Raw genomic sequence first — 25,013 nt, forward strand, 5'->3', positions numbered from 1 at the left:
GGTGGCCCCCAGGACCCCCGATGATGTTGCTGTCTGGTCGTACGTGTTCGTATGTGTTTTAAATGATTTTCGATCGTGTGAGGGTCTGATGCTGGAAACCGCTGAGAACGGGCGTACGTGGCTCCTGTCGGGCCCGACGAGCAGTTACGCCCTCCACCTCACGGAGGGCGGCGAGCTGCTGCACCTCCACTGGGGACCGGCGATCACCCTCGCCGACGCCGAGGCGCTGGCCGCCGTGCCGCTGCCGCACGGATCGTCCTTCGAGTCCGCCCTCGACGGCCGCGAGGAGTACCCCGTCGAGGGCGGCCCCCGCTTCACCCGCCCCGCGCTCTCCGTACGCACCCCCGCGCGCCGGGGCACCGAGTGGGCCTTCGAGGCGTACGAGGCGTACGAGGCGGACGGCGCCGCACTGCGGCTCGCGTTCCGGGACGGCGGACTGACCGTCGCCCTGCACTACCGGATGCGCGGGGACGTCGTCGAGCGCTGGGCCGTCCTCGGCAACGACGGAGACGAACCTCTGGAGCTGCTGCGCGCCGACTCCGCGACCTGGACCCTCCCGCACCGCGAGGACTGGCGCCTCTCCCAGCTCCACGGCCGCTGGGCCGCCGAGTCCCGCCTCACGCGGACGCGGCTCACCTACGGCGAGAAGGTCATCGGCAGCCGCCGGGGCCACACCGGGCACCCGCACCTGCCCTGGGTCGCCCTCGACACCGACGCCACCGAGGAGCGCGGCGAGGTCTTCACCGCCGCCCTCGGCTGGTCCGGCTCCTGGCGGATCGCCGTCGCGCAGCTCCCCGACGCGCGCGTGCAGATCACCGGCGGCGCCGGGCACGACGACTCGGGCCTGCTCCTCCTCGCCGACGGAGACTCCTTCACCACGCCCGTCTTCGCGGCCCTGTGGTCCGACGGAGGCTTCGGCGGCGCCAGCCGCGCCTGGCACGCCTACCAGCGCGAGCACGTGATCCCGGACGCCGGCCAGGACCGCCCGGTGCTGTTCAACTCCTGGGAGGCGACCACCTTCGACATCTCCGAGGAGCAGCAGCTCGTCCTCGCGCGCAAGGCGGCCGACATCGGTGTCGAGCTGTTCGTCGTCGACGACGGCTGGTTCGGCGAGCGCGTCAGCGACCGCGCGGGCCTCGGCGACTGGACGCCCAACCCGGACCGCTTCCCGCAGGGCCTCAAACCGCTCGCCGACCAAGTGCACGGCCTCGGCATGCAGTTCGGCATCTGGGTCGAGCCCGAGATGGTCAACCCGGACAGCGACCTCTACCGCGCGCACCCCGACTGGGTGCAGTTCCAGGAGGGCCGCACGCGCACGGAGTTCCGCAACCAGCTGATGCTGAACCTCGCGCGCGAGGACGTCCAGGAGTACCTGTGGGAGCGGCTCGACACGCTCCTGTCCAGCGCCCCCGTCGACTACGTGAAGTGGGACTTCAACCGCTGCTTCACCGACGCCGGCTGGCCCGGCGACCCCTACCCGCAGCGCCTGTGGGTCGACCACGTGCGCGCGCTGTACGGGCTCCTGGACCGGCTGCGCGCCAAGCACCCCGGCGTCGCCTTCGAGTCCTGCTCGGGCGGCGGCGGCCGGATCGACCTCGGCATCCTCAGCCGCACCGACCAGGTGTGGACCTCCGACAACACCGACCCGCTGGACCGGCTCGCCATCCAGCACGGCTTCAGCCAGATCCACCCCGCGCGCGTGATGGCCGCCTGGGTCACCGACAGCCCCAACACCCAGCTCAACCACCGGGTCAGCTCGCTGAAGTTCCGGTTCGTCAGCTCCTTCGCCGGGGTCCTCGGGGTCGGCGGGGACCTCTCGGAGTGGACCGACGCCGAACTCGCTGAGGCGCGCGAGTGGGTGGAGCTCTACAAGGAGATCCGCCCCGTCGTCCAGCAGGGCGACCTGTACCGGCTGCGCGCCCCCGAGGGCGGCCTCAGCGCCGTGCAGTACGTGCGCGGGGACGAGGCGGTCGTGCTCGCCTGGCTGCAGGCCCAGCACTACGGGGAGACCGTCCCGGCGGTGCGGCTGCGCGGGCTCGACGCGACGGCGTCGTACGAATGCCTCGAAACCGGTGAAATCCATCGAGGTGCGGTATTGCTGCACCACGGGCTGCGGACCGGGCTCAGTGGTGACCTGGATGCGGCGGTATTCCGGCTGCGCCGTATCTGAGGTTTCTGTCCGAATTGGGAAACCTGTGAATCGGGCGCGTGAGCAGGGTCATATTTCTGGCCCTGCGTCACGCGTCATGTGCACGTAATAGCCCGGATTTTCAAGGGGATTCAGGGGTTCGGGCGGGTTTTCGCGCGGTGTGCCGGGACGGTCGAAACACGCCGTGAATCGACAGGAAAAAGATTCATATACAACTTCTGCTTGTCCCCGTGCGTCCGCGTCGCCTACGTTCATCACCAATCCGGGCGGACGCCGAATCCTGCCGCAGCCCGGAGCCGAAGACACCCACCAGGAAAACGGCAGGAGCGGGGGACCCACAGGCAGTTCCGTCTGGTCCGGTCTTCCGGAGCAGGCTTGGGGTAAAGCCGTGCCCAGTGCACGGCCGGACATCTCCTGTCCGCACCCGACAGCTCACCTCGCAGGCGCAGGAGAGGATTTCCATGCCCGCCAGGGGTAAGCACCGCCGCCCGAAGCCGCCTCGTTTCTCCCGGTCGCTCGCCGTGGCCGGAACGGGTGGCGCGGCGCTCGCACTTCCGCTCATCGGGGCCACCGGGGCACACGCGGAGACCGCGTCCTCAGTGTCCTCGGCGGGTACCTCCACCGCCGCCGCCACGGCGCCGGTCCCGGGGACGACCGTCCAGGCCGTGCCGGTCGCGCGCACCGCCTCGGCCACGACGCCGGCCACCACCCGCAAGACGACCACCTACACCGTCCGCTCCGGCGACTACCTCTCGAAGATCGCCGAGGAGCAGAACGTCACCGGCGGCTGGCAGCGCATCTACGAGGACAACCGGGACGCCGTCGGCTCCGACCCCTCGCTGATCCACCCCGGCCTGCGGCTCTCGCTCGGCGCGAAGGCGGCGCGGGCGGAGAGCCGGGCGAACACGGACACGCAGTCCTCGCAGCGGTCGTCGCAGAAGTCCCAGGGCTCCTCGGGCTCTTCGGACTCCTCGTCCTCGGCCTCGTCGTCTTCTTCGTCCTCGTCGAAGAAGTCCTCCGGCTCGTCGTCCTCCTCGAAGGCCACCACAGAGAGCGCCTCGTCCTCCTCCGGCTTCACCGCGCCCGTCCGGGGTGCGATCGTCGGCACGGGCTACCGCGTCTCCGGCAGCATGTGGTCCAGCGGCTACCACACGGGCGTCGACTTCGTCGTCCCGAGCGGTACGACCCTGCGGGCCGTCGGCGCCGGCACGGTCGTCTCGGCGGGCTGGGGCGGGGCGTACGGCAACCAGGTCGTCATCAAGCTCGCGGACGGCTACTACGCGCAGTACGCGCACCTCTCGGCGCTCAACGTCTCGGCCGGCCAGAGCGTCAGCGCGGGCCAGCAGATCGGCTACTCCGGCTCCACGGGCAACGTGACCGGGCCGCACCTGCACTTCGAGATACGGACCACGCCCGACTACGGCTCGGACGTCGACCCGCTCGCGTACCTGCGCTCGCACGGGGTCTCCGTCTGATCTTGCGCGATCATGATCGTTCTGTTGCGGTCATGTGGCATACGTCGACAGCCGGGAAAGCGCGGGGACAGAGTGATCTCCATCCCCTGAAAGCGCTTTCCCGGAGGTCCCGTGTCCGGCGTCAACCGACGTACCGTCATCAAGAGCGCCGCCGTCGCGGCCGCCGCCACCTCGTTCACCTGGCCCCTGTCCCGCCCGGCGGCAGCCGCCACCGGCACGGACACCGCCACCGAGCTGCACTGGCTGGAGGGCACCCCCGACGCCCACCCCGGCACCACCTGGGGCGTCCCCTGGGCGCGCGGAACGCACAGAACCGGACAGCCGCTCAGGCTCACCACCGCCGACGGCACCGACGTCCCCGTCCAGTCCTGGCCCACCGCCTACTGGCCCGACGGCTCGGTCAAGTGGACGGCCCACGCCATCGCCCCCGACGCCCCCAGAGCCGACCGCTACCTCCTCGGCACCGGCACCCCGGCCGCCCCGGAACACCGGGTGACGGTCCGGCGCGCGAAGGGCGGCGTCGAGGTCTCGACCGGCGTCCTGACGGCCCGCTTCGCGGAGAAGGGCGCCGACACCGTCGTACGGAGCCTGAGGCGCGGCGGGGTCGAGGTCGCGCGGGACGGGCGGCTCGTCGCGCTGCGGCAGGGGAGTGTGCGCGACGGGGCCGATGTGGAGGCGTTCGCCGGGCGGGTGGAGAAGGTGGAGGTCGAGCAGGACGGGCCCGTGCGGGCCGTCGTACGGGTCGAGGGGCGGCACCGGCACGACAAGCGCGGGTGGCTGCCGTTCGTGCTGCGGTTCGCGTTCTCGGCGGGCGCTGAGTCCTTCCGGCTCGTGCACACCTTCGTCTGGGACGGTGAGCAGGAACCCGGCCGCGACCAGGGCGACTTCCTGCGCGGGCTCGGCGTCCGCTTCACGGTCCCGCTGCGCGACCAGGCGTACGACCGGCACATCCGCTTCGCCGACTCCGGCGGCGGCCTCTTCGCCGAGGCCGTCCAGGGGATCACCGGCCTGCGCCGCGACCCGGGCGCGGCGGTCCGGGCCGCGCAGATCGCCGGGGAGAAGCTCCCCGACCCCGCGACCTGGGACACACGCGTCGCGAGCCGCCTCGCCTACATCCCCCAGTGGGGCGACTACACGCTGTCCCAACCCACCGCCGACGGCTACCAGATCCGCAAGCGCACCAAGCCCGGCCACGGCTGGATCCCGGCCGCCGCCGGTCAACGGGCCGCCGGCTTCGGGTACGTCGGCGGCGCGGGCGGCGGACTCGCCTTCGGCGTACGGGACTTCTGGCAGCGCCACCCCACCCAGCTCGACGTACGCGGCGCCGCGACCAGCGCCGCCGAGGTCACCCTCTGGCTCTACTCCCCGGAGGCCCAGCCCCTCGATCTGCGCTTCTACCACGACGGGTTGGGCCAGGACACCTACGACAAACAGTCGGACGGTGGCCTGGAGATCACCTACGAGGACTACGAACCCGGCTTCGGCACGCCCTACGGCATCGCCCGGACCAGTGAACTCACCTTCTGGGCCGTGGAGAAGACACCGGACGCCCCTCGGCTCGCCGCCTTCGCCAAGGCCGTCGCCACCCCGCCCCAGCTCGCCGCCACCCCTCAACGCCTGCACGCCGCCGGGGTGTTCGGCGACTGGGCGCCCGTCGACCGGTCGACCAAGGCCCGTACGGTCATCGAGGACCACCTCGACGACCTGTTCGCCTACTACCGCGACCAGCGCGAGGAGCGGCGCTGGTACGGGTTCCTCGACTACGGCGACGTCCAGCACACCTACGACGACGACCGGCATGTCTGGCGCTACGACGTCGGTGGATTCGCCTGGGACAACTCGGAGTTGGGCACCGACCTCTGGCTCTGGTACCACTTCCTGCGCACCGGCTCCGCCGAGGTGTTCCGGTTCGCGGAGGCGATGACGCGGCACACCGGCGAGGTCGACGTCTACCACCTCGGCAAGTGGGCGGGGCTCGGCACCCGGCACGGCGTCCAGCACTACGCGGACAGCGCCAAGCAGGTCCGTATCTCCACGGCCGCCAACCGGCGCTTCTTCTACTACCTCACCGGCGACGAGCGCACCGGCGACCTGCTGCGCGAACTCGCCGACGTGGAGCTGACGTTCCTCGCCGTCGACCCCCAGCGCAAGGTCCGCACCGACGGCTACACCCCCGGCGACCGGCACGCCCTCTCCGTCGGCTTCGGCACCGACTGGGGCGGCATCTCGGCGGCCTGGCTCACCGAGTGGGAGCGACGCGGGCCGGGGGCGGAGAAGGCGCGCACGAAACTGGTCAACTCCCTGCGGACCATCGCCGCCCAGCCCAACGGGTTCTTCACCGGAGCCGGTCTCCTCGACGCCGACACCGGCCGGTTCGCGCCCACGACGAGCACGGCGGTGAACGTCTCGCACCTCAGCGCCGTGTTCGGGCTCGTGGAGACCAACAGCGAGATCGTCTCGCTCCTCGGCGAGCAGGAGCCGGAGTTCCGCACGGCCTGGCTGAACTACGCCCGCAACTACAACGGCACCGATGCCCAGAAGCGTCAACTCACCGGCTCCACCTGGAAGTCGGCCCTGCCTGCCGCCCACTCCCGCATCACCGCGTACGCCGCCCACCACCAGGACGACCCCGCCCTCGCGAGCCGCGCGTGGAAGGAGTTCTTCACGGGCGCCGACACCTACTTCCCGTCCAACGACTGGACCCGCGTCACCGTCCCCACGCCCCAAGTCCTGCGCACCACACGGGAGATCCCCTGGGTCTCCACCAACTCCTCGGCGCAGTGGGCGCTCGCGGCGATCCAGAACCTGGCCCTGATCGGAGATGAGATCCCCTCGTGAGACGCCTCCTGATACCGGCGCTCGGCCTCGCCTTCCTCGTCCCGCAGCCGGCGCACGCCACGGCGGACACCGTCCGCCCCGACGACCGGCGCCTCGCCTACGAGGGCCACTGGAGCCGCGGCCCCGAGGCCGCCGTCTCCGTCAACTCCGGTTCCCGGCTGCGTTTCCGCTTCACCGGCAACACCGTCCACGCCCTCTTCGACGTCGCCTCCGTCACCGTCCCGGCACAGGTGTACGTCTCCGTCGACGGCGGCCCGAAGCAGCGGTACGCCGTCGACCGCGCCGACATCGAGATCACCGCACAGGGACGCGGGCCGCACAGCGTCGAGCTGTCCGTGAAGGACGTGTTCTCGCGGGTGAACCGCTGGGTGCCGCCCCTCCAGACGGGGGTGACGCTCACCGGGCTCAAGGGCCGGATCATCTCCCAACATGTGCAGCACGAGCGGCAGTTCGTGTTCTACGGCGACTCCATCACGCAGGGCGTCAACGCTCTGTGCGGCGACAACAGCACCTCCGACTGCGCCGACGGGACCGCCGCCTACCCGACCCTCGTCGCGGACGCCCTGCACGCCTCTCTCACCCAGGTCGGCTTCGGGCGGCAGGGTGTGATCCTCGCCGGGAACGGGGGAGTGCCGGACGCGCGGGACGCGTACGGCTGGAACTACGCGGGATCGGCGGCGAGTTCGGACCGCAAGGCCGACGTGATCGTCGTCAACCAAGGGTCGAACGACGCGGCGTACGGGGCCGAGGAGTTCACGGCCGCCTACCGCGCGTACCTCGCACGGCTGCGTCAAGCCGCCCCGCACGCGCGGATCCTGGCGCTGCGGCCCTTCAACGGGACGCACGGGGCGGACGTTTCGGCCGCCGTCGCCCAACTCGCCGACCCGCGTACCGAGTTCGTGGACACCACCGGCTGGATCTCCACAGAAGATCTCAACGACGCGGTCCACCCGAGCGTCCAGGGCCACCGTAAGGTGGCGGACCGGTTGATCACTTTGTTGACCGAAGGAGCACACCGACATGACGACCACGCGTAGAGCGTTCGGCGCCCTCGCGGCGGGGGCCGCCCTCGCCGCCGTCGCGCCTGCGACGCAGGCCGCAGCCTCCCCCCGCCGACGGCTCCTCGCCCACGACGACTTCTGCCACGGGCTCGGGAAGTGGGCCGTGGAACTGGAGAAGGGCGGGACGGTCACCGCCTCGCGGGGTGTCCTCGAAGTGGACGTGCCCGCCGGGGCGACCCTCTGGTTCCGGCAGGCCCTGAAGGGGCCGTACGTCATCGAGTACACCGCCACCCCCGTCTCGGCGGGCGGGGTCAACGACCGGGTCTCCGACCTCAACAACTTCTGGAACGCCGTCGACGTGCGCTCGCCGGACGATATTTTCGCGACCGTACGCGGGGGAGCGCTCGCCGAGTACGACTACCTCAAGACGTACTACTCCGGGTACGGGGCGAACTACAACACGACGACCCGGCTGCGGCGGTACGTCGGTGAGGCGGGGGTGCGGCCGTTGATCTACGACTACACCGAGCCGCTGCTCGTCGCGAACGAGCCGAACCGGGTGCGGATCGTCTCCGACGGGTCCACCGTGCAGTGGTGGGACAACGGGCGGCTCGTCTTCGACTACGCCGACCCCGAGCCGTACACCGGGGGGCACTTCGCGTTCCGGACCACCTGGAGCCATTTCCGGATCGAGGGATTCCGGGTGTGGTCGCTACATCACGGACGCCGTTGAGGCGCGGGGTTATTCCCGGATTGGTCAAGTCTTTAAGGGTGGCTTATCTCACCGTCCGTCAACCCTTTATTACGGTCGCGTAGGTCACATTCGAAGGTGCAGCATGGGCTGCTGTGGCAGACGATTCGAAGAGTGACAAGACAGTGATGATCGGGTCGTACGTGGCGGTGGGGGACAGCTTCACCGAAGGCGTCGGCGATCCCGGCCCCGACGGGGCGTTCGTCGGCTGGGCCGACCGGTTCGCGGTACTCCTCGCGGACCGGCGGGCCGAGGACGACTTCGAGTACACCAACCTCGCGGTGCGCGGGAAGCTGCTCGACCAGGTCGTGGCCGACCAGCTTCCCCAGGCCGCCGCGATGGCACCCGACCTGGTGTCCCTGTGCGCGGGCGGCAACGACATCCTGCGGCCCGGCACCGACCCCGACGAGGTCGCCGAACGGTTCGAGCTGGCCGTCGCGCAGCTCGTGTCCGTGGCCGGCACGGTCATGGTGACGACCGGGTTCGACACCCGGCAGATGCCGGTCCTCAAACACCTGCGCGGCAAGATCGCGACGTACAACGGACACGTCCGGGCCATCGCCGACCGGTACGGCTGTCCCGTCCTCGACCTGTGGTCCCTGCGCTCCGTCCAGGACCGCCGGGCCTGGGACGACGACCGCCTCCACCTCTCGCCCGAGGGCCACACCCGGGTCGCGCTCCGCGCCGGCCAGACCCTCGGCCTCGACGTCCCCGCCGACCCCGAGCAGCCGTGGCCGGCCCTGCCGCCGCGCGGCCCGCTCGACGTCCGGCGCGACGACGTCCACTGGGCGCGGGAGTACCTGGTGCCGTGGATCGGCCGCCGGCTGCGCGGCGAGTCGTCCGGGGACCATGTGACGGCGAAGGGCGCGCTGTCGCCGGACGACATCAAGATGCGGATCTCGGCGGTGGCTTGAGGCGGAGCGAGGGCGCGGCGTTCGGCCGGCCCTCCCGCGCACGCGCGCGGGCTCGGCTCGGTGGCGTGAGCCTTCCCGTGCGTGTCACGGGTGCTCCGCCAGTGAGGTGATCGTGCTGGAGTGGTGCGGGCGGGGGTTCGCGCGGGGGTGCTGGGATGGCCCGACGCCGGTTCCGGGGGTCCCCCGGTCGGCGGACCGACGTCCCCGACCCGTGTGAGGACCCGCCCGCATGACCCGCTCCCGTACCTCCCGCGCCACCGTCGCGCTCGCCGTCACCCTCCTCTCGCTGGGCCTGTCCGCGCCCGGTGCCGCCGCGCTGGACGGCGGGCACGCGTCCGCGCCCCTCGCAGCGCGCGCCGAGTCCGCGCCGACCACGGTCAGCGTGGCCGGCGACGGCAGCGCGACCGCGGCGCCCGACCTCGCGGTGCTGAGCGTCGGTGTCGAGGCGACCGCGAAGACCGCGAAGGACGCGATGGCCGCGCAGAACAAGGCGGCCGACGCGCTGCTGAAGGCGGTGCGCAAGCAGCAGATCGCCGACAAGGACGTCCGGACCGACGGGGTCTCCCTCAACCCCGTCTACGACTACACGGACGGCACCTCCGTTCTCACCGGCTACCGGGCCGCCCAGTCCTTCACGGTCAAGGTCCGCGTCATCGGCCGCGCTGGCGCCGTCCTCCAGGCCATCACCGACGCCACCGGCGACGCCGGCCGCGTCCACTCCGTCACCTTCGACCTCGCCGACCGCGAGCCCCTCCAACGTGCCGCCCGCAAGGCCGCGTTCACCGACGCGCGCAAGAAGGCCGAGCAGTACGCCGCGCTGAGCGGCCGGAAACTCGGCCGCCTGGTCACCTTGAGCGAGGGCAGCACGGGCTACGCCACCCCGGCACCCCCGATGGCCGCGGACATGCCGGCCGGCGGCGTCGGCGCCGTACCGCTCGCCCCCGGCGAGATCAAGGCGACCTCGTCGGTGACGGCGGTGTACGAGCTGGTCTGAGCGGGACACGTACGCGGGCCGTCCGGGCTGGGGCTCGGGCGGCCCGCCGTGTTGTCCCGCGACCGCATGACCGTTTCCGGCGATCCGGAATCAAGTCGCCCGCCACAGCGTTTTCCCAGGTGGTCCGGCGCTGCCGGGAGCGCGTCCGCGCAGGCCCCCGGGGCCGGGCCGGTTGTCAGAGGGGCTGACCATAATGGGAGTCTCAGCAACATCACCTGGAGGTACCGTGGCCGGTTCCCGTTCTCTCAGCTCCGGGCTCCGCGCGTTGACACCCGCGGCGTTCGGCGTGGACCCGAGCGGTGAGCGCATGGCGCGGATCCGGAGATCGCCGCACTTCAAGGACGGTGTCTTCGTCAACCCCGGCGGCCCGACGACGATGCGCCCCTCCGGTTCCGCGGCCGACTTCGCGAAGGTGTTCTTCGACAAGGACACCCGCCCCCACCGCGCCCCCTCCGGCACGATCCCCGTCCACGCCACGACCCTCGCCGACCTCGCCAAGCCCCCGGCGACGGGCCTGCGCGTGACCTGGATGGGCCACTCCAGCGTGCTCGCGGAGATCGACGGCCACCGCGTGCTGTTCGACCCGGTGTGGGGCGAGCGCTGCTCCCCCGTACCCTTCGTCGGCCCCAAGCGGCTGCACCCCGTCCCCCTGCCGCTCGCCGCGCTCGGACCCGTGGACGTCGTCGTCATCTCGCACGACCACTACGACCACCTCGACCTCCCCACGATCAAGGCGCTGGCCGGGACGGACACCCTGTTCGCGGTCCCCCTCGGCGTCGGCGCGCACCTGGAGCACTGGGGCGTCTCCCCGGACCGCCTGCGCGAGCTGGACTGGCACGAGGAGACGAAGGTCGGCGGCCTCACCCTGACCGCGACCCCGGCCCGCCACTTCTGCGGCCGCGGCCTGCGCAACACGCAGCACACGCTGTGGGCGTCCTGGTCGGTCGCCGGCTCCGAGCACCGGATCTACCACAGCGGCGACACCGGCTACTTCGAGGGCTTCCAGGACATCGGCGCCGCGCACGGCCCGTTCGACATCACGATGATCCAGATCGGCGCCTACTCCGCGCTGTGGCCGGACATCCACATGACGCCCGAGGAGGGCATGCGCGCCCACCTCGACCTCCAGGGCGGTGCCCCGTCCGGGGTGATGCTGCCGATCCACTGGGGCACCTTCAACCTCGCGCAGCACGCGTGGGCCGAGCCGGGGGAGTGGACGCTCGCGGCGGGCGAGGCGGTCGGCCAGGCCGTCGCCGTACCGATCCCGGGGCAGCCCTTCGAGCCTGGCGGGGTGCTGCCGACGCGGGCCTGGTGGCGGAGCGTCTCGGCGCCGCTGAAGAAGGAGTGGCCCGCGCCGCAGGTGTCGCGCGACGACCTGGGGCTGGTCGGCGAGAGCTGAGGCCGGCCGTACGCCGGGGCGGGGTTCCACGGAACCCGCCCCGGCTTTTTGTTGGCCAGAACGAACACGCTGAGTGACCGGCGTTCGAAAGGGTGTCCAGCTTCCGTACGGGACCGCTTGAGACCGTCCCTGATCAGTTCTTTTCCCTGCGTGACACCCGTTCGTGACGGGCTGTCGGGCAGGTGTGCGAACGCTCATACCAGAGCGGGACGATTGCCGCAGGAGTTCGCCAACTGCCCGTCGTACCTGCCTCGTTGGCAACTACTGTGAGTCGCCGTACAGCCCCCGACTGACCAGGACGAGGACACGGATGTCGCATCTCCGCGCACCCGCCGCACGTGCGGACCGCCGTGAGGGCGGACGGCACGGACGACCGGTCGCCCGCACCGCGGCGGCCGAGACCCACATACGGCCGCACCTGATGCGGCTCGCGGTACTGCCGCCCACCGCCGTCGCTCTCGGCGCATGCGCGGTCGTGCTGTTCACCGTCCGCGCCACCGGCGTACGGCTCGGCCCCACCCTGTGGGCCGTCCTCGCGGGCGCGGCCGTCGTCACCGGGGCGGGCATCGGCGTCGCCGCCGTCGCCGCGGGGCGCACCGCGCGGTCCGTCACCGACCGGCTCGACGCGCTGCGCCGGGCCGCCGCGCGCGGGGAGGCCGACCTGCGGGCGCTCGTCGAGGCGTTACGGCGCGGGGAGGCCCCGCCCCAGCGCCGTACCCGGGGACTGCCGCCCGGGGACGCCGACGAGTTCGAGCTGCTCGCGGCGGATCTCGCGCGGGCGCACGACGGGGCCGTCGCGGCGGTCGTCCAGGCGACGCAGCTGTCCAGCCGGACCGGCAGCGAACAGAAGCTGGAGGTCTTCCTCAACCTCGCCCGGCGCCTCCAGTCGCTCGTGCACCGGGAGATCCTCCTCCTCGACGAGCTGGAGAACGAGATCGAGGACCCCGACCTGCTCAAGGGGCTCTTCCACGTCGACCACCTCGCCACCCGGGTGCGGCGGCACGCGGAGAACCTCGCGGTGCTCGGGGGCGCGGTGTCGCGGCGGCAGTGGAGCCACCCCGTCTCCATGACCGAGGTGCTGCGGTCCGCGATCGCCGAGGTCGAGCAGTACTCGCGGGTGAAACTCGTCCCGCCCGTCGACGGCGACCTGCGCGGGCACGCCGTCGCCGACGTCATCCACCTCCTCGCCGAGCTCGTCGAGAACGCGACCGTGTTCTCCGCGCCCCACACGCAGGTCCTGCTGCGCGCCAACCTCGTCACCTCCGGGCTCGCCGTCGAGGTCGAGGACCGCGGCCTCGGCATGCCGCCGGAGGAACAGGCCCGCATGAACGCGCTCCTCGCCGACCCCGACCAGGTCAACGTCGGCCGGCTGCTGTCCGACGGCCGCATCGGGCTCTTCGTCGTCTCCCAGCTCGCGCGCCGCCACGGCATCCGCGTCCGCCTCCAGAGCAACATCTACGGCGGGGTCCAGGCCATCCTGGTCGTGCCCCAGACGCTGCTGGGCGAGACGGGCCGGATGCCGGCCGGTACGGCGACGGGGGCCCGCCCGACGGACGGCACCGGCACGCAGGCACCCGCGAACACGCCGCCTCACGGCACGCAGGCATCCGCGAACACCCCGCCCCACGGCACTCCGGCACCGGCGACCCCGCCGACCCCCACGCCCCCGCACGGCACGCCCGGTCCCCGTCACGCGAGCCCCCGGCCCGCCCCGAGACCCGACGGCCCCCAGCCGGGCCCGCCCCCGTCCCCCGGCCGCCTCGACGGGACCCGGCCCGGGGGACACGCGGCCGGCACCGCACCCCGGCCCACCGGCCCCGGCGGGGTACCCCGCTCGGCCGGCTCCCACGCGAAGGACGCCGGCCTGCCCGGTTCCGAAGGGGTCCGGCCCGCCCCCCTGCCGATGCGGAACACCCGGGAGGAGCGGCCCAACCCCGCCGAGGCGCGGCCCGGGATCAGGGCCGAGGACCGGGCCGCCGTCGAGGAGGTGCAGGGCGAGGCGCCGACGCCCCGGGTCGGGGCCGTACGGGGCACGATCGGGAAACCCCGGCTGCCCAGGCGGCGCGCGCAGGAGCATCTGGCCCCGCAGCTGCGCGGCGGCCCCGCACCGAGGCCCGGGAACGAGGAGCCAGGAGGCCACGACCCGGGCCTGATGGCGGCGTTCCAACGCGGCATGGGCCTCGCGGAGGCCCAACTCGGCCTGGAACCGGACCCCGACACCCCCCTCACCTCCCACGCCCACGGGTACGACGGCACCACCCCCACCGGATGACCGACCACCGCCCCACACCCCACATCTCCGCAACCCCCCTCAAGGAGTCGATCCACCATGGCGAGCGATGCGCCGACGACCGGCCAGGTATCCGATCTCGACTGGCTGATGAGCGGCCTCGTGCAGCGTGTGCCCCACACGACGAGCGCGGTGCTGCTGTCGTGCGACGGGCTGGTGAAGTCCGTGCACGGTCTGGACCACGACAGCGCGGACCATATGGCGGCGCTGGCCTCGGGCCTGTACTCGCTGGGCCGCAGCGCGGGCGTACGGTTCGCGGACGGCGGCGACGTACGGCAGGTGGTGGTGGAGCTGGACTCCGCGCTCCTGTTCGTCACGACCGCCGGATCGGGGACCTGCCTCGCCGTGATGGCGGGCCGGGAGGCCGACGCCGCGGTCCTCGGCTACGAGATGGCGATGCTGGTCAAGAGCGTCCGGCCCTACCTCGTGACCGCCCCCCGCCAGCAGCCCGTCGAACCCCCGGCGATGAGGTCGTGAACGTGATGGCGGCCGACGGGCCCTGGCTCGACGACGCGGCCGGCCGCCTGGTGCGCCCCTTCACCGTGAGCAACGGCCGCACCAGGCCCACCGTCGCCCTGGACCTGATGTCACAGGTCAGAGCCACCGGCATCAGCCCCCTCGGCTATCTCGGCCCGGAGCACGCACAGGCCCTGGACCTGTGCCGCGCCCCGGTCTCGGTGGCCGAGGCGGCCGCCCATCTGAAGCTGCCGGCGGCGGTCACCAAGGTGCTGCTGTCGGACCTCGTGGACTGCGGGGCCCTGACCACGAAACCCCCGGAGTTCCACCACAACCCCACCGACCGGGCCCTACTGGAGGCGGTGCTCGATGGACTACGACGACAACTGTGAGTACGACGCGTACGACCCGTACGGCTCCCCCGATGATCAGTCCCCGTTCCCGACCGCGCTGAAGGTGCTGGTCGCGGGCGGGTTCGGGGTCGGCAAGACCACCTTCGTCGGCGCGGTCAGCGAGATCGCGCCGCTGTGCACGGAGGAGCTGCTCACGACCGTCAGCGCCGGCACCGACAGCCTCGACGGCGTCGAGAACAAGGTCGAGACGACCGTCGCCATGGACTTCGGCCGGATCAGCCTGGACCCCGAACACGTCCTGTACCTGTTCGGGACGCCGGGCCAGCAGCGGTTCTGGTTCATGTGGGACGAGCTGTGCGAGGGCGCGCTCGGCGCGGTGATCCTCGCGGACACCCGCCGCCTCCAGGACTGCTTCGCCGCGGTCGACTTCTTCGAGGAGCGCGGCCTCGGATTCATCGTCGCGATCAACGAGTTCGACGGCTCCCACCGCTATCACCCGGAGGAGGTCCGGGCCGCTCTGGACCTCGACCCGGCGATCCCGGTGGTCCGTTGCGACGCGCGGATCTCCGCGTCCGGCGTCCAGACCCTGCTGACCCTCGTCAAGCACCTGATCGCCCACACGCCCGCCGAGAACGCCCGCGCATGACCCCCAACTCGCAGAGAGGAGCCGGGAGATGAGCTACGGACCGCCGCGGCCGGTGGGGCGGCTGCTGGTCACGCCGGAGGACCGGGAGGCCCCCGCGCGGGCCCGGAGGCTGAGCCGACTCGGCCTCGGGGAGCGCGCGGAACCGATGCTGGACCGCCTCGCGCAGCGCCTCGCGGAGATCACCCGCGCCTCGTACGGGATGGTCAACTTCGTGGGCGAGGAACGCCAGTTCCTCGCGGGTCTGTACGTCGCCCCGGGCGCCAAGAGCCAGCTCGGCCGCGAACTGCCCCGCGACCACGGCTACTGCCCCCATGTCGTCGTCAGGCGGCGCGCGCTGGCCCTCGGCGACGTCGGCGACTATCCGCGGTTCGCCGGTAACCCGATCGTGGACGAGTACGGCGTCCGCTCCTACCTCGGCGCCCCCCTGATCGACAGCACCGGCATGGTCCTCGGCACGGTCTGCGTCGCCGACCTCACCCCAAGGGCCTGGGGGACCACGGGACTTGAGACCGTCAAGGCGACCGCCGCCGAACTCGTCGGCCGGCTGGAGGAGAGGGCGTGAAGCGAAGCTGCGGCGCAGCTTAAGAAAAGCTCGATGGACCGGGCGGCACGGATACGGCACATTCGACGTCGTATCCATCCCCCTCCCCGGACCCGGGTCACCTCGTCGTGCCCGCGAGCCGGTCAACTCACTTCAGGAGCCGCTGCGTTGAAGGCGCTGGTCAAGGAGAAGGCGGAGCCGGGACTGTGGCTGCGGGACGTCCCGGAGCCGGCGGTCGGCGCCGGGGACGTACTGATCAAGGTGCAGCGCGCCGGGATCTGCGGCACCGACCTGCACATCAGGGCCTGGGACGGCTGGGCGCGGCAGACGATCCGTACGCCGCTGGTCGTGGGGCACGAGTTCGTCGGCGAGGTCGTCGAGGTGGGCGCCGCGGTCACGGACGTCGCGATCGGCGACCGGGTCAGCGGCGAGGGGCACCTCGTGTGCGGGAAGTGCCGCAACTGCCTCGCCGGGAGGCGGCACTTGTGCCGGGCGACCGTCGGGCTCGGGGTCGGCCGGGACGGCGCCTTCGCGGAGTACGTCGCGCTGCCCGCGTCCAACGTGTGGGTGCACCGCGTCCCCGTGGACCTCGATGTCGCCGCGATCTTCGACCCGTTCGGCAACGCCGTGCACACCGCGCTGTCGTTCCCGCTCGTCGGCGAGGACGTCATCATCACCGGCGCCGGGCCGATCGGGTTGATGGCGGCGGCGGTCGCCCGCCACGCCGGCGCGCGCAACGTCGTGATCACCGACGTCAGCGAGGAACGCCTCGACCTCGCGCGGAAGGTGGGGGTCAGCCTCGCGCTGAATGTTTCAGAGCGTCAGATCGTCGACGGGCAAAGGGAGTTGGGCCTCCGCGAGGGCTTCGACGTCGGCCTGGAGATGTCCGGCCGCCCCGAGGCCCTGCGCGACATGATCGCCAACATGACACACGGCGGCAGGATCGCCATGCTGGGCCTGCCCACCGACGAATTCCCCGTCGACTGGGCCCGGATCGTCACCTCGATGATCACCCTCAAGGGCATCTACGGCCGCGAGATGTTCGAGACCTGGTACGCCATGTCCGTCCTCCTGGAGGGCGGCCTCGACCTCGCCCCCGTCATCACCGGCCGCTACGGCTACCGCGACCACGAGGCGGCCTTCGCCGACGCCGCGAGCGGCAGGGGCGGCAAAGTCATCCTCGACTGGACGAGCTGAAGGAACACCATGTTCGACTCCGTACGCGACGACCTGCGCGCCACCCTCGAAGAGATCCGCGCCGCCGGCCTCCACAAGCCCGAACGGGTCATCGACACCCCGCAGTCGGCGACCGTCAACGTCAGTTCCGGCGGCCGCCCCGGCGAGGTCCTCAACTTCTGCGCCAACAACTACCTCGGCCTCGCCGACCACCCCGACGTCGTCGACGCCGCGCACCGCGCCCTCGACCGCTGGGGCTACGGCATGGCCTCCGTCCGCTTCATCTGCGGCACCCAGGAGGTCCACAAGGAACTGGAGGCCAGGCTCTCCCGGTTCCTCGGCCAGGAGGACACGATCCTCTACTCCTCCTGCTTCGACGCGAACGGCGGCGTCTTCGAGACACTGCTCTCCGAGGAGGACGCGGTCATCTCCGACGCCCTCAACCACGCCTCGATCATCGACGGCATCCGCCTCTCCAAGGCCCGCCGCCTGCGCTACGCGAACCGCGACATGGCCGACCTGGAACGCCAGTTGAAGGAAGCGGGGTCCGCCCGCCGCCGCCTGATCGTCACCGACGGCGTCTTCTCCATGGACGGGTACGTCGCACCCCTGCGCGACATCTGCGACCTCGCCGACCGCTACGACGCGATGGTCATGGTCGACGACTCCCACGCCGTCGGCTTCACCGGCCCCGGCGGACGCGGCACCCCCGAACTCCACGGCGTCATGGACCGCGTCGACATCATCACCGGCACCCTCGGCAAGGCCCTCGGCGGTGCCTCCGGCGGGTACGTCGCCGCGCGCGCCGAGATCGTGGCGCTGTTGCGGCAGCGGTCACGGCCGTATCTGTTCTCCAACACCCTCGCGCCGGTCATCGCGGCGGCCTCCCTGACCGTCCTCGACCTCCTGGAGTCCGCCGGTGACCTGCGCGAACGCCTCGCCGAGAACACGGCGCTGTTCCGGCGGCGGATGACCGAGGAAGGGTTCGACATCCTCCCGGGTGACCACCCCATCGCGCCGGTGATGATCGGGGACGCGGTGCAGGCGGGGCGGCTGGCGGAGCTGCTGCTCGACCGGGGGGTGTACGTGATCGGGTTCTCGTATCCGGTGGTGCCGCAGGGGCAGGCGCGGATCCGGGTGCAGTTGTCGGCGGCGCACTCCGTGGAGGACGTGAACCGGGCGGTGGACGCCTTCGTGTCGGCGCGGGAGGAGCTGGAGGGGCGGGGAGAGCCGGGAGAGGTGGGGGAGCCGGGGGCGCTGGAGGGCTGAGTCCAGGAGAGGCTTGGGATACTTTGCGATAATCGCACCCATGATCGAAGCTCGGCGGCTCCACATCCTCCGCGCGGTGGCCGACCACCGTACGGTCACCGCGGCTGCCGCCGCGCTCTACCTCACCCCCTCCGCCGTCTCCCAGCAGCTCGCCGCCCTCGAACAGGAGACCGGCCACCGCCTCGTCGAACGCGGCGCCAAGGGCGTACGGCTCACCCCGGCCGGTGAGATCCTGCTCGGCCACGCCAATGCGGTGCTCGCCCAACTGGAGCGCGCCGAGGCCGAGTTGGCGGCGTACAGCAACGGCGAGGCGGGTACGGTCACGGTCGCCGCGTTCGCGACCGGCATCGCCCTCGTCGTCGCCCCCGCCGTGGCCCGCCTCGCCCGCACCGCACCCGGCATCCGGCTGCGCGTCCAGGACGCGGAGGGGGACGCGAGCCTGCCGATGGTCCTCGACCGGCAGGTGGACGTCGCCGTCGCCGTCGAGTACCGGGGTGCCCCCGCCGCCGACGACCCCCGCCTCACCCACGTACCCCTCTACGCCGAGCCCTTCGACGCCGTCCTCCCCGAGCACCACCGCCTCGCGGACATGCTCGAGGTCCCCCTCGCCGAGCTCGCCAAGGACACCTGGGTCGGCCCCTACCCCGGCAACCCCTGTCACGACGTCGCCGTCCTGGCCTGCGAGAACGCCGGTTTCCAGCCGCGTATGGAGCACGCCTCGGACGACTTCCGCGCGGTCGTCGCGCTGGTCTCGGTGGGTGCGGGAGTGGCCCTCGTACCCCGCTCGGCCCTGCGCGGAACCGACCTCACGGGTGTCTCCGTCCGCCCCGTCGACGGGGTCGCGCCGACGCGGCGGGTCTTCGCGGCGATAAGGCGGGGCGCGGAGACGCATCCGCTGATCCGGCCTGTCCTGGAGGCGCTGGCCGAGGTGAGCCGGCCGTAACGGGGACGTCGTGAGCTGGGGATAACGTCTCGGGCATGTCTGAGGCACGCATGGACGACGATCCGATCGTACGACTGGACCCCTCCGCTCTGGACGGCCTGGCCGACCTCCTCGTCGAGGTCGTGGACGACGGTGCGTCCGTCGGCTTCCTGGCTCCCCTGGACCGTGCGGAGGCCCTGGCCTGGTGGTCGGCGCGTGCTTCCGACCCCCGCCTCGCGGCCTGGGTCGCCTACGACGGCCCGCGCGTCGTCGGGACGGTGTCGCTCGCGTACCCGGACAAGCCCAACAGCCGGCACCGGGCGGAACTGGTCAAGCTGATGGTCGGCCGGGACGCCCGGGGCAAGGGGCTCGGACAGCGGCTCCTGGCCACCGCCGAGGCCGCCGCCCTCGCCGCCGGGGTGACGCTGCTGCACCTCGACACCGAGACGGACAGCCCCGCCGAGCGGCTGTACGCGAAGGCCGGGTGGACGCGGGCCGGGGTGATCCCCGACTACGCGGCCGACCCCGGCGGGGTGCTGCGCCCGACCACCCTGTACTACAAGCAACTCGCCGACGGGTGACTGTCAGTGGCGGCCGGTACGGTGCGGAGCATGCCGGACGCCGAAGATGTACGCCGAATCGCCCTGTCCCTGCCCGACACCACGGAGAAGATCGCCTGGTCCATGCCGACCTTCCGCGTCGCCGGGAAGATGTTCGTCACGCTTCCCGAGGACGAGACGTCCATCGCGGTGCGCTGCCCCAAGGAGGAACGCGACGAACTCGTCCTCGCCGAGCCCGGGAAGTTCTGGATCGCCGACCACGAGTCCCAGTTCGCGTGGGTGCGGGCACGGCTCGCGGAGGTGGAGGACGAGGAGGAACTCCGGGCGATCCTGGCGGACTCGTGGAGGCAGGCGGCGCCTACGCGGTTGCTGGAGGCGTATCCGGGGCTGGGGGTGGCGGGGGTGTAGGGGGTTTCTACCGGTGAGGCCGGGCCCCAGGGTTGTGCCCCCGGGGCCGGGATCGTGGGGTGTGTGGGTCAGGCCGCCGTCGCTCTGGGGGCGAGGAAGCCGTCGATCCGTTCCCGTAGGGACCCCGCGTCCAGGCCGTGCGCCGCCGTGTGTTCCTCCGTCGTGCCGTAGCGGCGCAGCTCGCGGCGGCCCACGCCCAGGGCGAGGACCCGGTGCGGGCGGTCGGCCAGCGCGTCGTTCGCGGCGGGGGTGGAGGTGCCCGCGAGGTACGGCTCGACCAGGACGACGTCCGTGCCCGCCGTGTCCGTCGCCCGGCGCAGCGCCTCCGCGTCGAAGGGGCGGACCGTCGTCCCGTACAGGACCGTCACGTCCAGGTCCTCCGTCGCCGCGAGGGCCGCGTCCAGCGTCGGTCCCACGGCGAGGACGACCCCGCGCCGGCCCTCCCGTACGGTCAGGAAGCCCTGTCCGTCCACCGGCCGGGCCCGGTCGTTGGACAGCTCCGACAGGCGGACGTACACCTTGTCGTCCCCGGCGGCCACCGCGTGCCGCAGCAGCGTCTCGGCCTCGTCGGGGTGGCCGGGGACGTGTACGGTCCAGCCGTCCAACGTGTCCAGCACGGCGACGTCCCCCGGCGACATGTGCGTGAAACCACCCGCCGGCCAGTCGTACGACGCTGCCGCGCTGACCAGCACCGCGCCCACGTCCTGGTGTCCCAGGTCCAGCTTGACCTGCTCGAAGGGGCGCTCCACGAGGAAGCTGGCGAACGTGTGCATGACCGGGCGCATACCGGTCAGCGCCAGTCCCGCGCCCGCCCCGATCAGCAGCTGTTCCCTGATCCCGACGTCGATGACCCGGTCCGGGTGACGCCGGCGTGCCTCGGCGAAGCCGTCGGAGCCGATGACCGCGAGGACGACGGCGAGGCGGGGGTCTTCGTCGAGGAGGCGGGTGAGGGTGGGGGCGAGGCGGTCGCGCATGGTGTCCATCGGGGGCTCCTTCGGGGGGTGGGGGCGGGAGTGTTGCCGTGGGGGAGAAGGGAGTTGGGGGTGAGGGGGTGTCGGGACGTGGGTGTCGCTGGGGTGAGGAGTTGCTCGGGTGCGAGCGCCGTCTAGGTGAGAGGTCGCTTGGGTGGGGGGCGCTGCCGGGCCGAGGGCTCTGTTCAGCTGGTCGTGCTGCTCGGGTGAGGGTGTCGCCGGTGCGCGGGCCTGGCCGGAGGGGTGAGGCCGCTGTGTCAGCCCTGTCGGACCTGGACCGGGTTCTTCGGCTCCACCCGTGCGATCACCGCGTGCGGTCGCCCGGGGTGCTGTGCGGTGAACGCCTCGTACAGGGCCTCGTGGTCGCGCCCGTCGACCGTGGCCGTCGACCACCCCGCCGCCTCGAACCGCGCGGCGATCCCGCCGGGCCGGGCGTGGCTCGCGGAGGCGTTGTCGACGACGACCGTGTGAAGCCGGTCGAGCCCCTCGGGGCCGGCGTAGGCGATGGCCTCGTGGTTGCTGCCCTCGTCGAGTTCGGCGTCGCCGATCAGGACCCAGACGGCGAGGGTGGGCGAGTCGGTGATGTCAGGCCGGACAGCGGGGGCGGGTGGGACGGCGATGCCGGACCGGACGGCCGGTCCAGGGCGGTGCTGGGCGCGCAGGCCCAGCGCGGTACCCACCGCGATCGGCAGCCCGTGCCCGAGGGAACCGCTGCCGATCTCGACGCCGGGGACGAGGAGGCGGTCGGGGTGGTGGCCGAGGGGTGAGTCGTACGAACCGAAGCCGTCCAGCCACTCCACCGGCAGGAACCCCTTCGCGGCGAGGACCGCGTAGTACGCCATCGGCCCGTGCCCCTTCGACAGCAGGAACCGGTCCCGCGCGGGGTCCTCGACCCGCTCCGGCGCGACCCTCAGCACCCTGTCGTACAGCACCCACAGCACGTCCAGCGTCGACGTCGCCGCCGGCCCGTGCTTCTCGGCACCGGTCATCCGCCCCATCAGCTCGGCCAGTTCGTCGTACCCGTACGTCCGACGCGTTCCCTCAGTGATCGTCATGCCACCGATCGTGCAACCTCGACCAAGCTTGAGGTCAAATCCCGCCCCACCGAAAAGGGATGCGCGACCAGCGATCCGAGTGCGGTATATTTTCCCTGCGCGTTCAACCAGGGGAAACCCCAGGTCAAACGGGCAACGGGACGTGGCGCAGCTTGGTAGCGCACTTGACTGGGGGTCAAGGGGTCGCAGGTTCAAATCCTGTCGTCCCGACTGTGGAAGTCGCGGCTCAGGGGTCGTGCCAGAGGAATCTGGCACGGCCCCTGAGGCGTTTTGAGGTCGCCCCACCCCGAACGCGGTCGTCTCCGGGGCCGGGCGGATCCGGCGGGTCCTCGGTGGGCTCCTGGTGAGAATTCCCCCGGCTCATGTCGGCGCTCGGTGAAGCGGGGAAATGGGTGACAGGCCGCCGAACCGTTTCCGGTACTCCCGTGGATAGGCGTGCGAATCATACAGTTCCTGACGCGCTATTTACTGTCACTATACCTTCACTGAGCGATGATTCGTCTAGTCTGAACTTCTACGGGGCTGCCCGTTCGCGTACGGGGTGGAGGGTGTGCGGCCCCTGATTTCGCCGACCGGAATGGTTCGTACCGCTTTATCCTCTCCTGTTTCCCGTGGCCTCACACACTGTCTCACCTGCATCGAAACGCTTCATGTCGACGTTTCGCGCAACCCTGACGTGAATCGGGAAGGGCAGGTGTATATCAGTCCCTCATTGAGGCACTGTTGAACACGTAAACGCTACCCGTCACACTGAGGATCGAAGCTGCCGTGGCAACGGGCAGTGCCTGATTTGTCGGCTCCAGGGTCTACGCGTGCCGAAATTCGCCGTTCCCTCTGTGCCCATGCGTCCAGCTCCTGCCGGGAACCCGCGCACGCTTCTGACCGGGTATGCCTCCGGGCCGCGTCGATGCACTTCCCGTACAGGTCTGCGAAAGGAAAGCAGCGTCATGGCTGTGGGAATCCACCACTTGAGGACGTTCCTCATGGCGGTCGACGAAGGGAGCATCTCGAAGGCCGCGACCCGTCTGCATGAGGCCCAGTCCGCGGCGTCCCGCAGACTCGCGGAGCTGGAACGTCACGTGAAACAGACCCTGTTGGAACGCTCCGCGGAGGGGGTGCAGCCCACCGTGGCGGGAAAGATGTTCTGCGCCAAGGCGGACACCGCCGTCACCGCCTTCGACGATGCCCTGCACGCGGACCTGCACCGGGTGCGGGCCCTGCGGGTGGGCCACGCCTGGTCGGCGATCGGTGTGTACACCAGCGAGATCCTGCGTCAGTGGAAGGAGGCGAACCCGGAGGTCCTGGTACGCCTCAAGCGGGTCGACGACCCCGCGGGCGGGCTCACCACCGGCCAGTCGGACGTGGCGATCATGCGCACGCACACCGGGCGGCGCAGTCTGCGCGAGGTGCTCCTCCTCATGGAGCCCCGGGTCGTCGCGGTCCCTTCGGGCTGCCCGCTGACCGGGCTGGACGAGGTGCTGCTGCGGGACCTGGCGGACTACCCGCTGGTGATCAACTCCTTCTCCGGAACCACCAACCTCGACCTGTGGGAGGAGGGCGGACAGCCCGTGGTCGCGGTGGAGGCGGACACGACCGACGACTGGCAGAGCTATATCGCCGCCGGCGTCGGGATCGGAGTGACCCCGGCCTCCACCGCCTGGATGCACCCGCACGCCGAGATCAGCTACCTCCCTCTGCGGGACGCGCCCGCGGTGCCGGTGTACCTGGTCTGGGCCTCCAACAACGCGGTACTGCACCGAGTCCGCCGAGCGGGAGAGCGAGCGGCTGCGCGGCCCGGACCAGCGGTGCTCCCTGGAGCGGCTCAACGCGGAGACCGTCGACCTGCGCCGCGCCCTGGACCTCGCGGTCGAAGCTGGTCCTGCGCGGTGCGCACGCGGTCGAGGACCTGCCCGCCACCGCCCCGGTCCTGCGGATCTCCGGGCTGTACCGGGGCTCCGGCCGGCCGCTCGGGCGCACCGCGGGTCCGCGGGACGTCGCGTACACCATCTACACCTCCGGCTCCACCGGGCGCCCCAAGGGCGTGATGGTCGAGCACCACGCGGTGGCGAACCGGCTGACGTGGATGCAGCGCCGCTACCCCATCGCGCCGGGCGACACGCTCCTGCAGAAGACGCCCATCTCGTTCGACGTCTCGGTGTGGGAGCTGCTGTGGTGCGCCGTCCAGGGCGCGCGGGTGGTGCTCCTGCCGCCGGGAGCGGAGAAGGACCCGGAGCGGATCGCGCGCACGGTACGCGACCACCGGGTGAACGTGATCCACTTCGTGCCCTCGATGCTCGGCCCGTTCCTGGACCTGCTGGAGGACCACCCGGAGCTGGCCGCCGGGGCCGGCTCGCTGCGCTCCGCCTTCCGCAGCGGGGAGGCCCTGCCCCCGGAGCGGGCCACCCAGTTCAACCGGATCTTCGACGGCGGTGACCCGCCCCGCCTCGTCAACCTCTACGGCCCCACCGAGGCCGCCGTCGACGTGACGTACTTCGACTGCCCGCCCGCGTCCGAGGGCCCCGTCACCCGGATACCCATCGGGCGTCCCGTGGAGAACACCACGCTCCACGTGCTCGACCGGCACGGCCGCCCGCAGCCGGTCGGCGTCCCCGGCGAGCTGTACATCGGCGGTGTCCAGGTCGCCCGCGGCTACCTCGGCCGGCCCGGACCCACCGCCGAGCGCTTCGTCGAGGACCCCTTCGTCCCCGGCGGCCGCCTCTACCGGACCGGGGACCTGGGCCGGCTGTGGAGCAGCGTGACCTGAGGGCCGCGGGGGCGGGGTGGTGGGCCGCCGTGTCACCACGGCCCACCACCCCGTCGGTACGAGCACGGAGGCGAAGTCGTC

General features: G+C 71.7%; 20 protein-coding genes, 1 tRNA gene, 2 pseudogenes and 1 riboswitch. Of the genes and pseudogenes, 21 read left to right on the forward strand and 2 right to left on the reverse strand.

What is annotated here, in order from left to right:
- Positions 1 to 88 precede the first annotated feature (88 nt).
- The 18 genes from ACLZOT_RS25105 (at position 89) to ACLZOT_RS25190 (ending at position 20,142) form a co-directional block, all read left to right on the forward strand.
- A complete protein-coding gene (locus ACLZOT_RS25105; protein WP_416971309.1) occupies positions 89 to 2,170 on the forward strand; it encodes an alpha-galactosidase in 2,082 nt (693 codons plus the stop codon).
- 240 nt (positions 2,171 to 2,410) lie between these two features.
- Positions 2,411 to 2,608: riboswitch (cyclic di-AMP (ydaO/yuaA leader) on the forward strand.
- Between the two features lie 2 nt (positions 2,609 to 2,610).
- Positions 2,611 to 3,624: a M23 family metallopeptidase gene (locus ACLZOT_RS25110; RefSeq protein ID WP_416971310.1), complete on the forward strand. Its 1,014-nt coding sequence runs from the start codon at positions 2,611 to 2,613 to the stop codon at positions 3,622 to 3,624.
- 111 nt (positions 3,625 to 3,735) lie between these two features.
- Positions 3,736 to 6,462 carry a Tat pathway signal sequence domain protein gene (locus ACLZOT_RS25115; RefSeq protein ID WP_416971311.1) on the forward strand — a complete coding sequence of 909 codons (2,727 nt, stop codon included), beginning with the start codon at positions 3,736 to 3,738 and terminating at the stop codon, positions 6,460 to 6,462.
- A complete protein-coding gene (locus ACLZOT_RS25120) occupies positions 6,459 to 7,499 on the forward strand; it encodes a GDSL-type esterase/lipase family protein (RefSeq protein WP_416971312.1) in 1,041 nt (346 codons plus the stop codon). The genes ACLZOT_RS25115 and ACLZOT_RS25120 overlap by 4 nt, the downstream gene beginning before the upstream one ends.
- On the forward strand, positions 7,483 to 8,196 hold the full coding sequence (locus ACLZOT_RS25125; RefSeq protein ID WP_416971313.1) for a DUF6250 domain-containing protein: 714 nt from the start codon (positions 7,483 to 7,485) through the stop codon (positions 8,194 to 8,196). Before ACLZOT_RS25120 ends, ACLZOT_RS25125 begins: the two co-directional genes overlap by 17 nt.
- Before the next feature lie 146 nt (positions 8,197 to 8,342).
- Positions 8,343 to 9,128, forward strand: coding sequence for an SGNH/GDSL hydrolase family protein (locus ACLZOT_RS25130; RefSeq protein WP_416971356.1), 786 nt, complete (start codon positions 8,343 to 8,345; stop codon positions 9,126 to 9,128).
- A 229-nt stretch (positions 9,129 to 9,357) separates the two neighbouring features.
- The gene (locus ACLZOT_RS25135; protein WP_416971314.1) at positions 9,358 to 10,122 is read left to right on the forward strand and encodes an SIMPL domain-containing protein; all 765 of its coding nucleotides are present in this window, start codon (positions 9,358 to 9,360) and stop codon (positions 10,120 to 10,122) included.
- Positions 10,123 to 10,348: 226 nt separating this feature from the next.
- On the forward strand, positions 10,349 to 11,521 hold the full coding sequence (locus ACLZOT_RS25140; RefSeq protein WP_416971315.1) for an MBL fold metallo-hydrolase: 1,173 nt from the start codon (positions 10,349 to 10,351) through the stop codon (positions 11,519 to 11,521).
- A gap of 310 nt (positions 11,522 to 11,831) precedes the next feature.
- Positions 11,832 to 13,793 carry a sensor histidine kinase gene (locus ACLZOT_RS25145; RefSeq protein WP_416971316.1) on the forward strand — a complete coding sequence of 654 codons (1,962 nt, stop codon included), beginning with the start codon at positions 11,832 to 11,834 and terminating at the stop codon, positions 13,791 to 13,793.
- A 57-nt stretch (positions 13,794 to 13,850) separates the two neighbouring features.
- Positions 13,851 to 14,288 carry a roadblock/LC7 domain-containing protein gene (locus ACLZOT_RS25150; protein ID WP_416971317.1) on the forward strand — a complete coding sequence of 146 codons (438 nt, stop codon included), beginning with the start codon at positions 13,851 to 13,853 and terminating at the stop codon, positions 14,286 to 14,288.
- 5 nt (positions 14,289 to 14,293) lie between these two features.
- Complete coding sequence (locus ACLZOT_RS25155) at positions 14,294 to 14,659, forward strand: DUF742 domain-containing protein (RefSeq protein WP_416971357.1); 366 nt, start codon at positions 14,294 to 14,296, stop codon at positions 14,657 to 14,659.
- Positions 14,637 to 15,266: a GTP-binding protein gene (locus ACLZOT_RS25160; protein WP_416971318.1), complete on the forward strand. Its 630-nt coding sequence runs from the start codon at positions 14,637 to 14,639 to the stop codon at positions 15,264 to 15,266. The genes ACLZOT_RS25155 and ACLZOT_RS25160 overlap by 23 nt, the downstream gene beginning before the upstream one ends.
- A 28-nt stretch (positions 15,267 to 15,294) precedes the next feature.
- Entirely contained in the window at positions 15,295 to 15,828 is a 534-nt protein-coding gene (locus tag ACLZOT_RS25165) for a GAF domain-containing protein (RefSeq protein ID WP_416971319.1), read from the forward strand.
- Between the two features lie 147 nt (positions 15,829 to 15,975).
- The gene (tdh, locus tag ACLZOT_RS25170; RefSeq protein ID WP_416971320.1) at positions 15,976 to 17,004 is read left to right on the forward strand and encodes an L-threonine 3-dehydrogenase; all 1,029 of its coding nucleotides are present in this window, start codon (positions 15,976 to 15,978) and stop codon (positions 17,002 to 17,004) included.
- 9 nt (positions 17,005 to 17,013) lie between these two features.
- On the forward strand, positions 17,014 to 18,252 hold the full coding sequence (locus ACLZOT_RS25175) for a glycine C-acetyltransferase (RefSeq protein ID WP_416971321.1): 1,239 nt from the start codon (positions 17,014 to 17,016) through the stop codon (positions 18,250 to 18,252).
- Between the two features lie 40 nt (positions 18,253 to 18,292).
- A complete protein-coding gene (locus ACLZOT_RS25180; RefSeq protein WP_416971322.1) occupies positions 18,293 to 19,195 on the forward strand; it encodes a LysR family transcriptional regulator in 903 nt (300 codons plus the stop codon).
- Positions 19,196 to 19,230: 35 nt separating this feature from the next.
- Positions 19,231 to 19,755: a GNAT family N-acetyltransferase gene (locus ACLZOT_RS25185; RefSeq protein WP_416971323.1), complete on the forward strand. Its 525-nt coding sequence runs from the start codon at positions 19,231 to 19,233 to the stop codon at positions 19,753 to 19,755.
- Between the two features lie 30 nt (positions 19,756 to 19,785).
- Complete coding sequence (locus tag ACLZOT_RS25190) at positions 19,786 to 20,142, forward strand: MmcQ/YjbR family DNA-binding protein (protein WP_416971324.1); 357 nt, start codon at positions 19,786 to 19,788, stop codon at positions 20,140 to 20,142.
- Between the two features lie 68 nt (positions 20,143 to 20,210).
- Here ACLZOT_RS25190 and ACLZOT_RS25195 read toward each other — a convergent pair whose 3' ends face one another.
- Positions 20,211 to 21,125 (reverse strand): transketolase family protein, encoded by a 915-nt coding sequence (locus ACLZOT_RS25195; protein WP_416971325.1) that lies wholly within the window; start codon positions 21,123 to 21,125, stop codon positions 20,211 to 20,213.
- A 245-nt stretch (positions 21,126 to 21,370) separates the two neighbouring features.
- The gene (locus ACLZOT_RS25200) at positions 21,371 to 22,168 is read right to left on the reverse strand and encodes a transketolase (RefSeq protein WP_416971326.1); all 798 of its coding nucleotides are present in this window, start codon (positions 22,166 to 22,168) and stop codon (positions 21,371 to 21,373) included.
- A gap of 136 nt (positions 22,169 to 22,304) precedes the next feature.
- Here ACLZOT_RS25200 and ACLZOT_RS25205 point away from each other — a divergent pair.
- The 3 genes and pseudogenes from ACLZOT_RS25205 to ACLZOT_RS25215 form a co-directional block, all read left to right on the forward strand.
- Positions 22,305 to 22,378, forward strand: a tRNA-Pro gene (locus ACLZOT_RS25205).
- A 737-nt stretch (positions 22,379 to 23,115) separates the two neighbouring features.
- Positions 23,116 to 23,877, forward strand: a pseudogene (locus ACLZOT_RS25210) (LysR family transcriptional regulator); the annotation flags it as partial.
- Positions 23,878 to 24,029: 152 nt separating this feature from the next.
- Positions 24,030 to 24,911 (forward strand): annotated as a pseudogene (locus ACLZOT_RS25215) (AMP-binding protein); the annotation flags it as partial.
- Between the last annotated feature and the right edge of the window lie 102 nt (positions 24,912 to 25,013).

Source organism: Streptomyces sp. 4F14 (assembly GCF_048159485.1).
In the GTDB taxonomy this organism is placed as follows: domain Bacteria; phylum Actinomycetota; class Actinomycetes; order Streptomycetales; family Streptomycetaceae; genus Streptomyces.

Excerpts from the sequence above, each read along its gene's own strand:
- ACLZOT_RS25110 (WP_416971310.1), top strand. The coding sequence starts at position 2,611 with ATGCCCGCCAGGGGTAAGCACCGCCGCCCGAAGCCGCCTCGTTTCTCC.
- ACLZOT_RS25130 (WP_416971356.1), top strand. The coding sequence starts at position 8,343 with ATGATCGGGTCGTACGTGGCGGTGGGGGACAGCTTCACCGAAGGCGTC.
- ACLZOT_RS25195 (WP_416971325.1), bottom strand. The coding sequence starts at position 21,125 with ATGGACACCATGCGCGACCGCCTCGCCCCCACCCTCACCCGCCTCCTC.
- ACLZOT_RS25105 (WP_416971309.1), top strand. The coding sequence starts at position 89 with ATGCTGGAAACCGCTGAGAACGGGCGTACGTGGCTCCTGTCGGGCCCG.
- ACLZOT_RS25200 (WP_416971326.1), bottom strand. The coding sequence starts at position 22,168 with ATGACGATCACTGAGGGAACGCGTCGGACGTACGGGTACGACGAACTG.
- ACLZOT_RS25125 (WP_416971313.1), top strand. The coding sequence starts at position 7,483 with ATGACGACCACGCGTAGAGCGTTCGGCGCCCTCGCGGCGGGGGCCGCC.
- ACLZOT_RS25150 (WP_416971317.1), top strand. The coding sequence starts at position 13,851 with ATGGCGAGCGATGCGCCGACGACCGGCCAGGTATCCGATCTCGACTGG.
- ACLZOT_RS25175 (WP_416971321.1), top strand. The coding sequence starts at position 17,014 with ATGTTCGACTCCGTACGCGACGACCTGCGCGCCACCCTCGAAGAGATC.
- ACLZOT_RS25145 (WP_416971316.1), top strand. The coding sequence starts at position 11,832 with ATGTCGCATCTCCGCGCACCCGCCGCACGTGCGGACCGCCGTGAGGGC.
- ACLZOT_RS25160 (WP_416971318.1), top strand. The coding sequence starts at position 14,637 with ATGGACTACGACGACAACTGTGAGTACGACGCGTACGACCCGTACGGC.
- ACLZOT_RS25185 (WP_416971323.1), top strand. The coding sequence starts at position 19,231 with ATGTCTGAGGCACGCATGGACGACGATCCGATCGTACGACTGGACCCC.
- ACLZOT_RS25165 (WP_416971319.1), top strand. The coding sequence starts at position 15,295 with ATGAGCTACGGACCGCCGCGGCCGGTGGGGCGGCTGCTGGTCACGCCG.
- ACLZOT_RS25180 (WP_416971322.1), top strand. The coding sequence starts at position 18,293 with ATGATCGAAGCTCGGCGGCTCCACATCCTCCGCGCGGTGGCCGACCAC.
- ACLZOT_RS25190 (WP_416971324.1), top strand. The coding sequence starts at position 19,786 with ATGCCGGACGCCGAAGATGTACGCCGAATCGCCCTGTCCCTGCCCGAC.
- ACLZOT_RS25155 (WP_416971357.1), top strand. The coding sequence starts at position 14,294 with ATGGCGGCCGACGGGCCCTGGCTCGACGACGCGGCCGGCCGCCTGGTG.
- ACLZOT_RS25135 (WP_416971314.1), top strand. The coding sequence starts at position 9,358 with ATGACCCGCTCCCGTACCTCCCGCGCCACCGTCGCGCTCGCCGTCACC.